This is a genomic window from Streptomyces sp. NPDC031445 (assembly GCF_055581365.1).
In genome coordinates, this window is the sequence record NZ_JBVIJO010000017.1 from 48,803 (window position 1) to 64,553 (window position 15,751).

The 15,751-nt window shown below is 73.2% G+C and carries 13 protein-coding genes; 5 read left to right on the forward strand and 8 right to left on the reverse strand.

Annotation, left to right across the window (positions count from 1 at the left end):
* Window positions 1-134: 134 nt before the first annotated feature.
* A complete protein-coding gene (locus ACZ5DC_RS35060; RefSeq protein ID WP_468659612.1) occupies window positions 135-2,072 on the reverse strand; it encodes an N-acetylmuramoyl-L-alanine amidase in 1,938 nt (645 codons plus the stop codon).
* A 260-nt stretch (window positions 2,073-2,332) separates the two neighbouring features.
* Window positions 2,333-3,910 (reverse strand): M1 family metallopeptidase, encoded by a 1,578-nt coding sequence (locus ACZ5DC_RS35065; RefSeq protein ID WP_468659614.1) that lies wholly within the window; start codon window positions 3,908-3,910, stop codon window positions 2,333-2,335.
* A gap of 148 nt (window positions 3,911-4,058) precedes the next feature.
* Here ACZ5DC_RS35065 and ACZ5DC_RS35070 point away from each other — a divergent pair, with 148 nt between their 5' ends.
* Window positions 4,059-5,669, forward strand: coding sequence for a peptide-N4-asparagine amidase (locus ACZ5DC_RS35070; protein ID WP_468659616.1), 1,611 nt, complete (start codon window positions 4,059-4,061; stop codon window positions 5,667-5,669).
* A gap of 99 nt (window positions 5,670-5,768) precedes the next feature.
* Here the strand turns inward: ACZ5DC_RS35070 and ACZ5DC_RS35075 are convergent, their stop codons facing one another.
* Window positions 5,769-6,218: a MarR family winged helix-turn-helix transcriptional regulator gene (locus ACZ5DC_RS35075; RefSeq protein WP_468659618.1), complete on the reverse strand. Its 450-nt coding sequence runs from the start codon at window positions 6,216-6,218 to the stop codon at window positions 5,769-5,771.
* Between the two features lie 115 nt (window positions 6,219-6,333).
* Here ACZ5DC_RS35075 and ACZ5DC_RS35080 point away from each other — a divergent pair, with 115 nt between their 5' ends.
* Complete coding sequence (locus ACZ5DC_RS35080) at window positions 6,334-8,136, forward strand: ABC transporter ATP-binding protein (RefSeq protein WP_468659620.1); 1,803 nt, start codon at window positions 6,334-6,336, stop codon at window positions 8,134-8,136.
* Window positions 8,137-8,205: 69 nt separating this feature from the next.
* Window positions 8,206-9,108 (forward strand): endolytic transglycosylase MltG, encoded by a 903-nt coding sequence (gene mltG, locus ACZ5DC_RS35085; protein ID WP_468659622.1) that lies wholly within the window; start codon window positions 8,206-8,208, stop codon window positions 9,106-9,108.
* Window positions 9,109-9,120: 12 nt separating this feature from the next.
* Here the strand turns inward: mltG and ACZ5DC_RS35090 are convergent, their stop codons facing one another.
* On the reverse strand, window positions 9,121-10,197 hold the full coding sequence (locus tag ACZ5DC_RS35090) for an NAD(P)-binding domain-containing protein (protein ID WP_468659624.1): 1,077 nt from the start codon (window positions 10,195-10,197) through the stop codon (window positions 9,121-9,123).
* A gap of 102 nt (window positions 10,198-10,299) precedes the next feature.
* Between ACZ5DC_RS35090 and ACZ5DC_RS35095 the strand changes: the two genes are divergently transcribed.
* Entirely contained in the window at window positions 10,300-10,722 is a 423-nt protein-coding gene (locus ACZ5DC_RS35095) for a YjbQ family protein (protein ID WP_468659626.1), read from the forward strand.
* A gap of 75 nt (window positions 10,723-10,797) precedes the next feature.
* On the opposite strand, the gene ACZ5DC_RS35100 is transcribed toward ACZ5DC_RS35095, so the two are convergent.
* Window positions 10,798-11,613: a helix-turn-helix transcriptional regulator gene (locus ACZ5DC_RS35100; RefSeq protein ID WP_468659628.1), complete on the reverse strand. Its 816-nt coding sequence runs from the start codon at window positions 11,611-11,613 to the stop codon at window positions 10,798-10,800.
* 268 nt (window positions 11,614-11,881) lie between these two features.
* A complete protein-coding gene (locus tag ACZ5DC_RS35105) occupies window positions 11,882-12,292 on the reverse strand; it encodes a DUF5997 family protein (RefSeq protein WP_468659630.1) in 411 nt (136 codons plus the stop codon).
* Between the two features lie 200 nt (window positions 12,293-12,492).
* Between ACZ5DC_RS35105 and ACZ5DC_RS35110 the strand changes: the two genes are divergently transcribed.
* Window positions 12,493-13,308, forward strand: a complete 816-nt coding sequence (locus tag ACZ5DC_RS35110; protein WP_468659632.1) for a LysR family substrate-binding domain-containing protein — start codon at window positions 12,493-12,495, stop codon at window positions 13,306-13,308.
* A gap of 6 nt (window positions 13,309-13,314) precedes the next feature.
* Here the strand turns inward: ACZ5DC_RS35110 and ACZ5DC_RS35115 are convergent, their stop codons facing one another.
* Both ACZ5DC_RS35115 and ACZ5DC_RS35120 read right to left on the reverse strand, forming a co-directional pair.
* The gene (locus ACZ5DC_RS35115) at window positions 13,315-14,814 is read right to left on the reverse strand and encodes an MFS transporter (RefSeq protein WP_468659634.1); all 1,500 of its coding nucleotides are present in this window, start codon (window positions 14,812-14,814) and stop codon (window positions 13,315-13,317) included.
* 231 nt (window positions 14,815-15,045) lie between these two features.
* Window positions 15,046-15,735: an HAD family hydrolase gene (locus ACZ5DC_RS35120; protein ID WP_468659636.1), complete on the reverse strand. Its 690-nt coding sequence runs from the start codon at window positions 15,733-15,735 to the stop codon at window positions 15,046-15,048.
* Window positions 15,736-15,751 lie beyond the last annotated feature (16 nt).

Consider the following 15,751-nt stretch of genomic DNA (forward strand, 5'->3'; position numbering starts at 1 on the left):
ACGGCAGCGGTACCTGCGCCGCGCCGGCGTGCGCGAGAAGGCCGTGAAGTGCCCGCGCACCTCACGGCCCGGTGAAGGCGCCGCGCCGCGGCTCCCTCCGAGTGCGAGCCGGACCGGTCCCGGCTCGTCTGACGTCAGCGCCCGCCCGGACCGGCCGCCTTCTGACCCTTCGGTCCCGCCGCGCCGGACGAGTCCACCACGTCCACGTCGCTGGCCCGGACGTACGCGAGCCGGTGGCCGAGCTGGATCTCGTAGTACCGCTCCCGGCCCCACACCACCGGGTTGGGCGTGTCGCTGAAGGACTTGGCGGTGTAGGAACTGCCGACGCCGGCCTGCGTCACGTACCGCTGGCCCGCCAGGATCGGGTACGGCAGCGGCGACTCGGCCGGCCCGTCGATGCCCTCCGGGTACGCGTCCTCCTCGGGGAGGGCGCGGCCGTACACCGGGATCTCGTCCAGACCCTCCTTCGGTGTGATCATGCGCCCCCTGGCACCGACGGCGGTCGGGTGCTTCTTGGGGTTCTCGAACCACGCCTTGTGGCCCTGGAACCAGATGGCCGTCCAGTCGCCCCTGCGGTCGGCCACGGCGAAGGTCTGGCCGGTGGAGACGCGCGACCCCAGGTCGTTGACGTCCTTCGTGGAATCGTCCCCGTTGGGCTTGCGGCCCGGGTCCTGGATCAGCGGGGCCTTCTCGTCCGGTTCGGTGTGCAGGCGGACGGCGCTGGAGCCGTGCGGCGGGCACGGTTTGCCGCTGCCGCCGCATCCCGTGTAGTCGGGCTTGTGCTGCGCGAAGTCCGGCAGGATCGTCACCATGTCGCTGTCCGGGCCCGCCGTGGCCTTCAGCGGCGCTCCGAGGAGGTCGAAGTAGTGCCGCCAGTCCCAGAAGGGACCGGGATCGTCGTGCATGTCGGGGATGCTGCCGGCGGTGGGGGCGGGCACGTTGTCGTGGCCGAAGATGTGCTGGCGGTCGAGCGGGATGCTGTACTTCTGCGCCAGGTACCGCACCAGGCGTGCCGAGGACTGGTACATCCGCTCCGTGTACCAGGTCCCGGGCTGGGTGAGGAACCCCTCGTGCTCGATGCCGATCGAGCGGGCGTTCACGAACTGGCTGCCGGAGTGCCAGGCCTCGTCCTTGGTCCGGATGTGCTGGGTGACATGGCCGTCGCTGGAGCGGATCGAGTAGTGCCACGACGCCTCGGTCGGGTCCTGCACCGTCTGGAGCATGCTCGGCAGCACGGCCTCGGTGTCGTGGATGACGATGTACTCGATCGGCTGGTCCCTGGGCCGGTCGGCCAGGTCGTGGTTGCCGTAGTCGCCGTCGTTGATCTCCTGGTACGGCGCGCCGAGCCAGTCACAGGCCAGTTCGGCGGGGCACTCGACCTGCTCCGGCCGCTGAGGGCCCTGCGCCCGGGGAGTGCGGGGGTGCGGTTGCAGGCCGGGGGTGGCGGGGAGCGCCACGTCCTGTCCTTCGGCGGTGGTGCGGTGTGCTCCCCGCCGGATCAGGGCGAAGACGTCGTCGGCGTAGGCCGCGGCTGACGCGACGTCAGGGGTGCCCGGGAAGCGTGCGACCGTCTCCCACCAGTCCGCCGGGTTCGCGCTCAGGGGCTTGCCGAGCTGCCGTTGCGTGGCCGCGAGGAGTGCCGCTCCGCCGCGGACGTTGGCGGCGGCGTCCGTGCGCAGACGTTCGGCCGGCACATGGATCAGGCGGGCCGCGTTCCGCAGGTCCGCCGGCTGCACGGCGCGTGCCCCCGTGGCGGGCGTTCCCGCCGCGCCCGTGCGGGGCGGGGCCTGGCCGTCGAGCGGCTCCTGCGGTGCGGACGGCGCCGCCGAGGCCTGGACGCGGTCGGCGTCCACCAGGTGCATGGGCCCGAAACCGCCGGCGACGCTGGGCGCGCCCGGGTGGGAGTCCCAGCGGGACTGCATGTAGGACACGCTCATGAGCACGCTGCGCGGCACGTGGAACTCGCGCGCGGCGTTCGTGAAGGCGTCCTGCAGAAGCCGGTCGTCCGCGTCGTCGCTGCCGGACATCGGGAGGATCAGCAGCGGCGGCAGCAGAGCCGCCCCCGCGATCACACAAGCCGTGAGGCGGCACCTCCGGATGGCACCGGGAACATGTGCAGAAACAATTCTTCTCATCGCAGAGGCTCTCCCAACCACGCTCGACCGCACCAGGACAGAGGAGTTGCCCGTAGCGCCACCCCTCGTACGTTTCCGTGCTACGGGCGCCGTGTCGTGGCGAACGTCACCGGGGTGGACCAGCGGTCCGGCCCAGGCCACCCGGTCGGCGGCAGCGGCTCGGCTGCCTGGGGCAACCACGGGCGACCGGGCGCGGCTCAGTCCTCGACCGGGTCCACCTGCCAGTCGGGGTGGCCCGGCATGGGCGGGGTGTGCGGACCGTACAACCACGGGTTCAGAAACGGCGTCAGGTCCTCGCCGGCGACCCGGGAGGCGAGCGCGACGAAGTCCCGGGTGCCGGCCGTACGGCCCCGGTACTCGGTCACCCAGGCCCGCTCGATCCGCTCGAAGGTCTCCGCGCCGACCTTCTCCCGCAGGGCGAACAGCACCAGTGCCGAGCCGTCGTACCGCATCACCTTGAACAGCGTGGCCTCGCCGGGCTCGGCGGGCGCCCCTTCGTCGTGCCGCCACTGGTCGTGCTGTTCGTACGCCGACCGCATCACCGACTCCAGGCTCACTCCGCCGTGCTCGTCGGAGTACAGGCGTTCGTAGAAACGGGCGTGACCCTCGCTCAGCCACAGGTCCGACCAGCGCCGGATGGCGACGCTGTCGCCCGTCCAATGGTGGGTCAGCTCGTGGACGAGGTTGCGTTCGGCGTCGACCCGGTCGCCCAGCAGGTCCTCCCGCGGCAGGACGGAGAGCGACTGGGTCTCCAGCGCCACGGGCAGGTCGGTGTCCCCGACCAGCACGCCGTAGCGGCGGAAGGGGTAGGGGCCGAGCCGCCGTTCCAGCCAGGCCAGGTGGTCCGCGGTGAGCGAGCGGTACTCCGCGGTGCCGGCGACCAGGCCGTCCGGGACCACGTCCCGGACGGGCAGGCCGCGCGGGCCGCTGCTGTCGACGAAGGTGAACCTCCCGATCGCCAGCTGGACCAGCTGTGCCGCGAGAGGGTGCTCGGAGTCGTACGTCCACCGGGTGCGGCCGTCGGGCCGCCGGGCGGTGCCGACGAGCCGGCCGTTGGCCACCGCGTCGAGCCCCGGCGGGGTGGTGATGTGGAAGGTGACCGGTGCCCGCAGGCTCGGGTGGTCGTTCGCCGGGAAGATCATGCGGGCGCCGTCCGGCTGCGCGCAGACCAGGGTGCCGTCGGAGGTGGGCACCCAGCCGTAGTCCTGGATCGCGTCGTCGCGGTGCCGCGCCTGCGTCGGGTCGGCGGTGTAGGCGACGCGGACGGTGAACGTGCTGCCGCGCCGGATCGGTCGTGCGGGAGTGACGACGAGTTCGTCACCGTCGCGTCGCGTGGCGGCGGGCGCGCCGTCGACGGTGACGCGGTGCAGCGTGTTGCCCGCGAAGTCCAGGTCGAAGCGGGACAGGGACTGCGTGGCGGTGGCGCTGATGGTGGCGCCTGCCGCGAAGGGGGTGCGGGGTGCCCGCCAGTCGAAGTCGAGGGTGTAGTGGCGGACGGTGTAGCCGCCGTTGCCGGCGAGCGGCATGAGCGGGTCGCCGATGCCCGGTGCGCCGGAGGCCGGGGGCGGGCCCGACGAGGCGGCCGGACCGGGGGCCGGTGGACTGTCGGCGCCGTGCGGGAGCGCGCCGGTGAAGACGGCGGTACCGGTCAGCGCACCCGCTCCGGCGAGGGCGAGGACCAGGGTCGCGCGACGGGTGCGGAGGACATGACGGGGGCGTTCCGGCCGGAATCCCTCGTGTGCGGATTCCTCGCCCGGCCCCTTGGTGATCTCCATGACCGCACTATGCCAGTAAGATCCGTTTATATCACCAGATGTTCCTGCGTCGGGTGCCCGCCGGGGGGCGTGTGATGACCGGTCTCATCGCGCCGATCCGTCCGAGGCGTCATTGCGGGGCGGCGCGCCTGCCCGTAGAACACCGGCCATGAGAAGACGGATCGTCATGTCCATGCTCGCCGGGGCGACCCTCGTGGCGGGCGCGCTCTTCGGCACGGGAACCGCGGCGGCCCAGGCGGCCGGCGTACCCGCCGAGTTCGGCACCGACTGGCACGACCCCGTGACCGCGGCACCGCCCGTCGAGCGGCCGCACACCACGTCCTGCCAGGTCACCCTCGCCGACGCCCGGTTCCGCGACTTCACGCCGTACCGGGGCGCGTACGCACCCCCCGAGGGCTGCGGCGACCGCTGGAGCAAGGTGGTCCTGCGCCTCGACGGCGAGGTGAAGGGCCGTCAGTACGACCGGCTGGGCTATCTGCACGTCGGCGGCGTCGAGATCCTGCGCACCTCCACGCCGGAGCCCTCGCCCGACGGCATCGCGTGGCACGTCGAGAAGGACGTCACCCGTTACAGCGACACCTTCCGGACCGCCCAGGACGTCGAGATGCTGATCGGCAACGTCGTGGACGACACGTACACCGGTGTCATCGACGTCCACGTCACACTGACCTTCTACGCGGGACGCCCCGCGGCACCCGCCCCCGACCGCGTCCTCACCCTCGCCGGCACGCCCGCCGGCACGACCCTCACCACCCCGCGCAACAGCGAGCGCGTCGTCGCCGAGGTGTACGCGACCGGCTCGGGCGGCGGCTGCGAGGAGTTCTGGTACCTGACCGTCGCCGACCCGGCGCCGTACTCGTGCAAGGCCGGCCGCGGCCCGTACCGCGAGGTGCAGATCAGCGTCGACGGCCGGCTCGCCGGTATCGCGGCGCCGTTCCCGAACGTGTGGACCGGCGGCTGGTCCAACCCCTTCCTCTGGTACGTCCTCCCGGCCCCGCGCGCCTTCGACGTGCGGCCGATCGAGTACGACCTCACGCCCTTCGCCGGCCTCCTCAACGACGGCCGCCCGCACCGCGTCGAGGTGTCCGTCGCCGGCGTGCCCGCGGGCCGGCCGGGCTGGAGCACGCCGGTGAACGTGCTCGTCTGGCAGGACGCGCACCGCGCCCACGTGCCGGGCGCGGTCACCCGGGCCGAGGCGAGCGACCTCGCCGACTCCTCCGCCTTCACCCCCGGAGCGGAGAACCGCGTACGCACCGAGGCGGGGCACCGGCTCACCGTCTCCGGATACCTGGACACCTCGCACGGCCGCGTGACCACCACGGTCACCCGGACGCTCGCCCACACTTCCGTCCACCGCTGGACCGACGGCGAGGCGGTGGACGGGCTCGACGCGACCTGGACCGACGACGAGACGGTCGGTGCCGCCGGCCACGGCCCCGCGCGCACGACCCGCACGCACCGGACGTACACCATGAACGGCGCCACGACGCTGGGCGCGGACGACCGGCTGCGCACGGTGCTGACGCTCGGCGACCGGGCGACGGCGGTGACACGTGAGGGCGGCCGGCGCACCACGTGGTCACGGCTGGACGACACCTACAGCGGCGACGCCACGTACACGGTCGGCGTCCCGCGCGACCAGCGGCACGCCGTCGGCACGTCGGCCGAGCGCTACCGGCTCCTCGGCTCGGACGGCTGCTACGACCGTTCGCTGACCACGGTCCAGGGGGTGCTGACGGAGGACCGCAGCCGCTGCTGAGAGGCGTGGTGCGGGGCGCGCCCCCGTCGGCCGGGCCGCGGGGCCGGGCCGGACGGGGGATCGCCGGCCCGTCGGAGGCGGGCGAGGGGCCGGCGCCGGTCAGCAGCGGTGGGCGGCGTCCCCGTCGATCAGGTTGTCCAGCAGGACACCGAGCACCTGGCGCTCCTTCTCCGTCAGCGGCGCCAGTATCTCCTCGGCCGCCGAGCGGCGGGCGCCGCGCAGTTCGCGCAGGGTCGCGCGCCCCTCGTCCGTCAGCTCGATCCGGGTCACGCGGCGGTTCGCCGGATCCGGCACCCGCCGCACCTTGCCGCTCGCCTCCAGCCCGTCCACCAGCGTCGTCACCGCACGGGGCACGACCTCCAGGCGCTCGGCGAGGTCGGCCATGCGCGGCGGGGAGCCATAGTGCGCGAGGGTGCGCAGCAGCCTGGACTGCGCCGGGGTGACGCCCAGGTCACGCTGTTCCAGATGGCGCTTCTGGATGCGGTGCACCCGGCGGGTGAGCCGCAGCAACTGCTCGGCGAGCAGGCCGTCGGGATCGGGGGTGGTCATGCGGGAACAATATCAGGATGCCGTTCATTGTGAGTATAGGTAACAATGAGCTATGATCCGTACCGTCGTCGCCGGCTGTCCCCCGGCCGGCCCCCCGCCCACTACGTAGGAGCCCATGCACCCCGACCGTGAACCCTCCTGGACCCCACCTGCCGACGCCGGCGAACAGCCCCGGCAGGTGCGCCGCATCCTGCGGCTCTTCCGTCCCTACCGCGGGCGGCTGGCCGTCGTCGGCCTGCTCGTCGGCGCCTCGTCGCTGGTTTCGGTGGCCACACCGTTCCTGCTGAAGGAGACGCTCGACGTCGCCATCCCGCAGGGCCGCACCGGCCTGCTGAGCCTGCTCGCGCTCGGCATGATCCTCAGCGCCGTCCTGGGCGGCGTCTTCGGCGTGCTGCAGACGCTGATCTCCACCACCGTCGGCCAGCGGGTGATGCACGACCTGCGCACCGCGGTCTACGGCCGCCTGCAGCGCATGTCCCTGGCCTTCTTCACCCGCACCCGCACCGGCGAGGTGCAGTCCCGCATCGCCAACGACATCGGCGGCATGCAGGCCACCGTCACCTCCACCGCCACCTCCCTGGTGTCCAACGCCACCAGTGTGATCGCCACGATCGTCGCGATGATCGCCCTGGACTGGCGGCTGACCATCGTCTCCCTGCTCCTGCTTCCGGTGTTCGTGTGGATCAGCCGCCGCGTCGGCAACGAACGCAAGAAGATCACGACCCAGCGGCAGAAGCAGATGGCCGCGATGGCGGCCACGGTCACCGAGTCGCTCTCGGTCAGCGGCATCCTGCTCGGCCGCACCATGGGCCGCTCCGACTCGCTGACGGCCTCCTTCGCGCAGGAGTCCGAGGGCCTGGTCGACCTGGAAGTGCGGTCGAACATGGCCGGGCGCTGGCGCATGGCCGTGATCTCGATCGTCATGGCCGCGATGCCCGCCGTCATCTACTGGACCGCCGGCCTCGCCCTCCGGTTCGGCGGCCCCGAGGTCTCCCTCGGCACCATCGTCGCCTTCGTCTCGCTCCAGCAGGGCCTGTTCCGCCCGGCCGTGAGCCTGCTCGCGACCGGCGTGCAGATCCAGACCTCGCTCGCCCTCTTCCAGCGCATCTTCGAGTACCTCGACCTGCCCGTCGACATCACCGAGCGCGAGCGGCCGGTCCACCTGGACCAGATCAAGGGAGAGGTCCGCTTCGAGGACGTCGAGTTCCGCTACGACGACAAAGGCGGCCCCGTCCTCCACGGCGTCGACGTCACCGTGCCGGCCGGCAGCAGTCTCGCCGTCGTCGGCCCCACCGGCGCCGGCAAGTCCACGCTCGGCTATCTCGTGCCCCGCCTGTACGACGTCACCGGCGGCCGCGTGACCCTGGACGGCGTCGACGTGCGCGACCTCGACTTCGACACCCTCGCCCGCGCGGTCGGCGTCGTCTCGCAGGAGACGTACCTCTTCCACGCCTCGGTCGGCGACAACCTGCGCTTCGCCAAGCCCGACGCCAGCGACGAGGAACTGCACGCGGCGGCCAAGGCGGCCCAGATCCACGACCACATAGCGGCGCTGCCCGACGGCTACGACACCGTCGTCGGCGAACGCGGTCACCGCTTCTCCGGCGGCGAGAAGCAGCGCCTCGCGATAGCCCGCACCATTCTGCGCGACCCGCCGGTGCTCATCCTGGACGAGGCGACGAGCGCACTGGACACCCGCACGGAAGCCGCCGTGCAGGAGGCCATCGACGCGCTGTCGGCCGACCGCACCACGATCACCATCGCGCACCGCCTGTCCACGATCCGCGACGCCGACCAGATCGTGGTGCTGGACTCCGGCCGGGTCGCCGAACGGGGCACGCACGATGAACTCCTGGAGCGCGACGGCCGGTACGCGGCCCTGGTGCGCCGGGACGCACGGCTGCAACCCGCGAACTGAACAGGCGACCGCGACCGACAAGCTGAATATATGCCGGGTTTGTGAGGATATGCGTATTACCGTGCCCGCATGCAGACGAACACTCCGTCACGGAGCAGGACCCGACTGACACGCCGCGGCAGACTCGCCGTCCTGGTGGCCGGCGCCGTCATGGCCGGCACCGCCGTGGCGGTGCCGCTGCTGACACTGGCAGCCGACGACGACCAGGCGAAGCCCGCCGCGCTGGTCATCCCACCGGGCTGGCGCGCGCACCAGATCTACGACGCGATCGACAAGGCCCTCAGCCTGCCCCTGGGAAGCACCCGCGCCGCCCTCGGCAAGGCCGCCCTCAAGCTGCCGAGCGAGGCCGGGGGCAACCCGGAGGGCTATCTCTTCCCGGCGACGTACCCCGTCCGGAAGGGAGCGACGCCCGAATCCATGCTGCAGCTGATGATCGACACGGCGGACCGGAAGTTCAACGGCGCACCGGTCGCGGCCGGGGCCCAGCGCAACGCGATGAACGTCTACCAGACGGTCACCATCGCCAGCATCGTCCAGGCCGAGGCCTCGACGAAGGCGGACATGGGCAAGGTCGCCCGGGTCATCTTCAACCGGCTCAACAGCGGAATGCCGCTGCAGATGGATTCGACCCTGCACTACGCGCTGAACCGCGGCACCGCCGACGCCGGCCAGGGCGACACCCAGGAGAGCCCGTACAACTCCCACCAGCGCACGGGCCTGCCGCCCACGCCGATCGACAACCCCGGCGAGGACGCGATGCGCGCCGCGCTCAACCCGACGCCGGGCGACTGGCTGTACTTCGTCACCATCACCCCCGGGGACACCCGCTTCACCGCGGACTACAACACGCACCTGCGGAACGTGGCCGAGTTCAACGCCCTCCACCAGAACGCGGGGACGGCCCAGCCGACCGGTGACGGCCCGCCGGCACCTCCGTCCGAGTCCGACGGACCGCAGCCCGCGCTCCGCTGAGCCGGTGGGACGTCACGCGGCGACGGGTTCCTCGGCGAGCAGCCGCCGGATGTCCCGGACGGCCGCGCGTCCGGCCCGGTTGGCACCGATGGTGCTGGCCGAGGGGCCGTAGCCGACGAGGTGGATCCGCGGGTCGGCGACCACGCGCGTGCCCTCCACCTGGATACCGCCACCCGGCTCGCGCAGCCTCAGCGGGGCGAGATGGTCGAGCGCGGCCCGGAACCCGGTCGCCCACAGGATCACATCGGCGGACACCTGCCGGCCGTCCCGCCACGCCACGCCGTCCGGTGTGATCCGGTCGAACATCGGCTGCCGGTCCAGGACGCCGTTCGCCAGGCCCTGCCGGACGGCGTCGTTCAGCGGCAGCCCGGTGACCGAGACCACACTGCGCGGCGGCAGCCCCTGACGCACCCGCTCCTCCACCAGCGCGACGGCCGCACGCCCCGCCTCCTCGCCGAACGGGCCCTCACGGAAGACCGGGGGCCGCCGGGTGACCCAGGTGGTCGCGGCGGCGTACGGGGCGAGTTCCAGCAGATGCTGGGTGCCCGAGGCGCCCCCGCCCACCACCACGACCCGCTGCCCGGCGAACTCCTGCGGACCGGCGTACCGCGCGGTGTGCAACTGCCGGCCGCGGAAGGTCTCCTGCCCGGGGTAGCGCGGCCAGAACGGGCGGTCCCAGGTGCCGGTCGCGTTGATCAGCGCCCGTGTCGACCAGGTGCCGCCGGACGTCTCCACGAGCAGCCGCCCGCCGGGGCCCTCGCGCACCGCGCGCACGTCCACGGGCCGCCGCACCCGCAGGTCGAACGTGCGCTCGTACCGGTCGAAGTACTCCCGGACGACGTCGGCCGAGGGCCGCGCTGGGTCGGCGCCGGTCAGCTCCATGCCGGGCAGCGCGTGCATGCCGTGCACCTTGCCGAAGGTCAGCGAGGGCCACCGGAACTGCCAGGCGCCGCCCGGGCCGGGGGAGTGGTCGAGGACGGTGAAGTCGCGGTCCGGCTCGAAGCCGGTGCGCCGCAGGTGGTACGCGGCGGCCAGACCCGCCTGACCGGCACCGATGACGACGACCTCGACCTCGCGCACTTCGTTCACGCCTGGGCCAACAGCGGGCCGCGCACGGATCTTCCCCGCGGCTCCGGCAGAACCGGGGCGCCCATGGGTGTGGGAACCGCCGTATGGGTCAGGATTGAGGGCATGTCCGATGCCTTCACCACACGCGTCCTGAACGTCTCCACCGGCAGCCGGGAACGCGTCGTCGACCTCACCGCCGACTGCGAGGAGTTCCTGCGGGAGGCGGCGGCCGGCCGCGACGGTCTGCTCAACATCTTCGTCCCGCACGCCACCGCCGGAATCGCCGTGATCGAGACGGGCGCCGGCAGCGACGACGACCTCCTGGCCGCCCTGCACACCCTGCTCCCCGCCGACGACCGCTGGCAGCACCGGCACGGCAGCCCCGGCCACGGCCGTGACCACGTCCTGCCCGCCATCGTGCCGCCGCACGCGACCCTCCCGGTGATCGGCGGACACCTGGAGCTCGGCACCTGGCAGTCGGTGTGTCTGGTGGACACCAACAAGGACAATCCCGACCGCAAGGTGCGGCTGAGCTTCCTCGGCTGAGGTCCGCCGGACCATCGAGCCCCGCCGGCCCACCGGGCCGGCCTTCGCCGGCTCACGGCAGGGCCTGGTGCCGCGTCAGGAAGAGCGAGCCCGGGCGGCCTCGGCCCGGCCCGGCGTCGGCACCAGGCCGAGCCGCTGCGCCCGCAGCACCGTGCCGACGCGGTCGCGGGTGCCCAGCTTGCGGTAGATGTTCTCCACGTGCTTGTGCACCGTGCGGACCGAGATGCCGAGACGCCGGCCGATCGCGTCGGCGGTGAGCGCGTCCGTGAGCAGCAGCAGGACGGCGGTCTCGCGGGGAGTCAGCGCGCAGTCCGCCGCCCGCTGGTCCGGCGCGCCGGCCGGGCCGAGCGCCCGCCGCCACTCCACCAGCAGCTGCCGCTGCCGCTCGACCGCCGTCAGCAGCGGCTGGGCACGCTCGGCGACGGTCAGGTGGTCGTCGCTGAAATCCGCACCGGCGCGGTACACCAGGCACCCGGTGATCGGGGCGGCGCTTCCCGGCAGCGGCACGCCCAGCACATGGTCGAGGTCCAGCACCTCGCGGAGCATGCGGGCCGTCGGGCTGGACCGCCACGCACGGCCCGCCGCCCGGTGCGCGCTGACCGGCGTCCGGTCGGTTCCGGCCGCGTAGTGACCGGCGAAGGGATAGCCGGCCCGCAGCAGACCGAGGTCGGCGTCCCCGAGCCGGGCCAGCTCGGCGGCGGCGGCATCCGGCACCGTGCCGAGCGTGCCCTCGCTCTCGCTCCACTCGTCCAGCTTGTGGATGACCGCCTCGCCGCCGCACACGTCCGCGAGCGTGCCGGCCAGCATCGGCCACAGCCGCTCGGGTTCCCGTTCGTGCAGTGCCGCGACGGCGACGGCCGTCATGCGCTCGTAGGCCTTCTCCAGCCGCACGGTTCCTCTCCGGTTGCCTCGCGTACCCGCCCTCCCGCCGGCGTACGTAGTTCTACGCATACCGCTGCGGTCCCCGGCCGGCGCACACTTCAACCCGGTGACACCGGTCTGCTCGGGCAGGGCGTGTCCGAGGGGCCGCCGGCACGGGGGAACGGCGGCCCGTCCGGTGTCGCCCTCCACGTGCCCCTTCCGTGCCTGGCCGGCTCCCCGGCCGGCAACGGGCAACGCCCCCCGGCGGAGCCGGAGGGCGTCGGGACGGGCGGAAGGATCAGCCGCGCTCGGCGCCGCCTTCCCTCTTCTCCGCCTTCTCCTGCTTCAGGTCCTTGAGCCGCGCGGCCTCCTTGCGGACCTCCGCCTGGGTGGCGCGCTCCTTCTCCAGCCACTCGGGCCGCTCCTGCCGGAGCTCCTCGATCTGCTCGGTGGTCAGCGGCTCGGTGACGCCGCCCCGGGCGAGACCGGCGATGGACACGCCCAGCCTGGCGGCCACCACCGGACGCGGGTGGGGACCGTTGGTCCGCAGCTCGCGCAGCCACTCCGGCGGGTCGGCCTGCAACTCGTTCAGCTCGGCGCGCGTGACCACACCCTCCTGGAAGGAGGCGGGGGTGGCGGGGAGGTACACACCCAGCTTCTTCGCCGCGGTCGCGGGCTTCATCGTCTGGGGGCTCTGCTGCGACTTCATGCCGTCCAGGGTATCGGCCATGTGGGGGAGGGCCGACCACGGCCGGTGACGAACGCCTGGCCGGCACGCCGGGGCGGAGCCGGCACCTGCCGCAGGGGCCCGGTGCCGTGGAAGAGGCGGGGGCTCGTCCGCGCCGTGGCGGAGAGCCGTGCCGGCGGTCCGTGGCCCGGGGGGGTTCGGCGGGCCGGTAACCTGGCCTGATGACAGGCTCGGAGGATTCACCGTCGTTCCGGCTCGCGTACGTTCCCGGAGTGACGCCCGCCAAGTGGGTGAGGATCTGGAACGAGCGCCTGCCCGGCATCCCGCTCACCCTGGTCCAGGTCCCGGCCACCGAGGCGCCCGGGGTGCTGCGCGCGAGGGAGGCCGACGCGGGCTTCGTCCGGCTGCCGGTCGACCGTACGTTCTTCAGCGCGATCCCGCTCTACACCGAGACCACGGTGGTCGTCGTCCCCAAGGACCACCTGATCACGGCGGCGGACGAGGTGACCCTGGCCGACCTCGCCGACGAGGTGCTCCTCCACCCCCTGGACGACGTCTTCGACTGGGACGCCCCGCCCGGTGAACCGGCCTTCGAGCGGCCCGCCACCACCCCGGACGCCATCGAGCTGGTGGCGGCGAACGTCGGCCTCCTGGTCGTCCCGCAGTCCCTGGCCCGCCTCTACCACCGCCGGGACCTCACCTACCGCCCGGTCGTCGACGCCCCGCAGGCCAGCGTCGCCCTGGCCTGGCCGGAGGAGGCCACCACCGAGCTGGTGGAGGAGTTCATCGGCATCGTGCGCGGACGCACGGTCAACAGCACCAGGGGCCGTACGGCGGTGCGGGCCCCGGCCGACGAGCAGCGCAAGCGCTCCGACCAGGGCGGCACCCGCCAGACGCAGGGGGCGAAGGCGCAGGCCAAGTCGTCGGGGAAGCCGTCCGCGAAGTCCTCGGGCAAGCCGGGCGGCCGTACGGCACACGCCCGTACGGGCGGTGGCGGCAAGCCGGCCAAACGGGGCAAGCCGCGCCGCAGGTCGTGAGGCCCTTCACGGACCCGGGCGCAGCCCCTCGACGGCGCCCCCGTCCTCCCAGCTCCGCCCGACGGGCTCCCCGGCCTTCCCGGGTTCCGGACGTGCCTGGCGTTCGCGCAGGTCGGCGACCGCGAGCACGAGTGCGACCAGGATGATCCCCGCCACGGTGAGCAGCCCCAGCTGGAGTGCCGTGTCCGCGCGGCCGTGATTGGCGAGGTGGGCGAAGTACACCGCGCCCACCACCGCGATCCCGGCCGCCGAGCCGACGCGCTGGCCCGTCTGGAGGACGCCGCCGGCCGCGCCCGCCCGGTGCACGGGGACGCGGGTCAGAGTCAGGGTGGTGTTCGGGGAGACCGTCAGACCGGACCCGATGCCGCCGACGAGCAGGGGCAGCGCCGACGCCCACCCCACATTCCGTCCGGGCACCAGCTCCACCGCCGCGACGACCCCGAGCACGCCCAGGGCCACTCCTGCCAGCCCCATGACGACCAGCTTGCGGCCGAAGCGCACCACCAGCCGGCCGCCGATGGCAGCGCCGACCGCCGAGGCCGCCGCGAAGGGCAGGACCGTGAGCCCGGAGGCGAGCGCGCTGTATCCCACGCCGTTCTGGAGGTACAGGGCGTAGAGGAAGAAGACGGTCGTGAAGCCCGCGAAGTAGCTGAGGCTGATCAGGGAGCCGAGCGTGAAGGAGCGCAGGGAGAACAGCGACAGGTCGACCAGCGGGGCCCGGCCCAGCCGCCCCTGCCGTCTCTCCCACGCCCAGAACCCGCCCAGCAGCACGACGGCGAGCGGCATCAGCGCCCACTTCTCCCGGCCGGTCCACTGCTGCTCCTGAACCAGGGGCAGCATGAGCGCGAGCACGCCCGAGCCGAGGAGGAACACCCCGAACAGGTCGAACTCCTCGTGCTTCCCGGTCACCGGGAGACGCGGCAGCAGCCGCAGGCCCGCGACGAAGGCGGCCACCCCGATCGGCAGGTTGACGAAGAACACCCAGCGCCAGCCGTCGTCGGTGCCGGCTGCGTCGATGAGCAGGCCGCCCGCCAGCGGGCCCGTCGCCGTGGACACCCCGATGACGGTCCCGAGCACACCGAAGGCCTTGGCCCGTTCGGAGCTCTGGAACATCTGCTGGATCAGTCCCGAGGTCTGCGGCGCGACGATGCCGGCCGCGGTGCCCTGGATCAGCCGGAACACCACCAGCCAGCCGGTACTGGGCGCGAACCCGCACGCCGCCGAGGCCACCGTGAACAGGGCGAGCCCGAAGAGGAAGGCCTCGCGCCGGCCGCGCATGTCGCCCAGCCGGCCGGCCGGGACCAGCGCCAGTCCGAAGGTGAGGGCGTACCCGGAGACCACCCATGCCTGGGTCGCCTCCGAGGCCCCGAGTCCGCGCTCCAGCGAGGGCAGCGCCACGTTCACGATCGAGGTGTCGAGGAGCGAGATGAAACCCGCTGCCAGACAGACCCCGAGCGCCTTCCACCGCCGCTCGTCGGGGGCGGTCCGGGCCTGTTCTGTGCTCATGGGGTCACGCTATGCAGTCATGGCCGCTTGCGCACGCGGGGACCGGCCGCGCGCACCCGTCGCACGGAGCCCTGGCGAGCCGCCGGCTTCCTCCTCGCGCCCCGCCCTCCGGCCGTCCCCCGGGCGACCCGGGCGCCCACGGTCCTCCCCGGGACGAGCAGCGCGTCCTTGCTCCGAACGGGGCGGCGGCGCCGTGGCCAGGGCCGGCCGGGCCGGTGACGAGCGGGCGGTTCAGCGGGCCGTGTCCCGCAGCCACGCGTACGCCGACCGCGCCGTGAACTCCTCCTGGCCGCCCCGCAGCAGCAGGGTCGCGGTGCCGAATTCGGGCGCGTCGGCCTGGGCGGGGACGTACGGGACGGCCAGGCAGCGCATGCCGGCCGCGTGGGCGGCGGCGGCCCCGGGGGCCGCGTCCTCCAGGACCACGCAGTCGGCCGGGTCCGCGCCGAGCCGGCGGGCCGCCTCCAGGAAGACGTCGGGCGCCGGTTTCCCGCGCGGGACCTCGTCGGCCGAGACCACCGTGCGCAGGGAGGCGCCCAGTCCGGTGCCCGCCAGGACCGCTGCGATGGCCTCCGGGGAGGAGCCCGACGCCACCGCCATCGGGACGTTCCGCGCGGCCAGCAGCTCCACGAACGCGCGCATCTCCGGGTACGCGCGCGTGCGGGTGCGCGCCAGCTCCAGGTAGCGGCCGTTCGTCGCGGCCAGCAGTTCCGTCACCGAGGCGCGCAGGCCGTAGCGCTCCCGCCAGATCGCCACCGTCTCCCGGGTGCTGATGCCGACGTAGCCCTCGTGGTCCGACCAGGTGAAGTCCGGGACGCCGTGCTCGGCCAGGACCTGCCGGCTCGCCTCGTAGTAGTTCGGCTCGCTGTCCACCAGCGTTCCGTCGAGATCGAAGATGACCGAGAGGGCGCCGAGATCGTTCATGGCGTCCAGGATGCCA

What these genes read in the sequence shown, in the direction of transcription:
- ACZ5DC_RS35080 (WP_468659620.1), top strand. Translation starts at nt 6,334, where the DNA reads ATGCACCCCGACCGTGAACCCTCCTGGACCCCACCTGCCGACGCCGGC.
- ACZ5DC_RS35105 (WP_468659630.1), bottom strand. Translation starts at nt 12,292, where the DNA reads ATGAAGTCGCAGCAGAGCCCCCAGACGATGAAGCCCGCGACCGCGGCG.
- ACZ5DC_RS35070 (WP_468659616.1), top strand. Translation starts at nt 4,059, where the DNA reads ATGAGAAGACGGATCGTCATGTCCATGCTCGCCGGGGCGACCCTCGTG.
- ACZ5DC_RS35110 (WP_468659632.1), top strand. Translation starts at nt 12,493, where the DNA reads ATGACAGGCTCGGAGGATTCACCGTCGTTCCGGCTCGCGTACGTTCCC.
- ACZ5DC_RS35115 (WP_468659634.1), bottom strand. Translation starts at nt 14,814, where the DNA reads ATGAGCACAGAACAGGCCCGGACCGCCCCCGACGAGCGGCGGTGGAAG.
- ACZ5DC_RS35120 (WP_468659636.1), bottom strand. Translation starts at nt 15,735, where the DNA reads ATGAACGATCTCGGCGCCCTCTCGGTCATCTTCGATCTCGACGGAACG.
- ACZ5DC_RS35065 (WP_468659614.1), bottom strand. Translation starts at nt 3,910, where the DNA reads ATGGAGATCACCAAGGGGCCGGGCGAGGAATCCGCACACGAGGGATTC.
- ACZ5DC_RS35075 (WP_468659618.1), bottom strand. Translation starts at nt 6,218, where the DNA reads ATGACCACCCCCGATCCCGACGGCCTGCTCGCCGAGCAGTTGCTGCGG.
- mltG (WP_468659622.1), top strand. Translation starts at nt 8,206, where the DNA reads ATGCAGACGAACACTCCGTCACGGAGCAGGACCCGACTGACACGCCGC.
- ACZ5DC_RS35095 (WP_468659626.1), top strand. Translation starts at nt 10,300, where the DNA reads ATGTCCGATGCCTTCACCACACGCGTCCTGAACGTCTCCACCGGCAGC.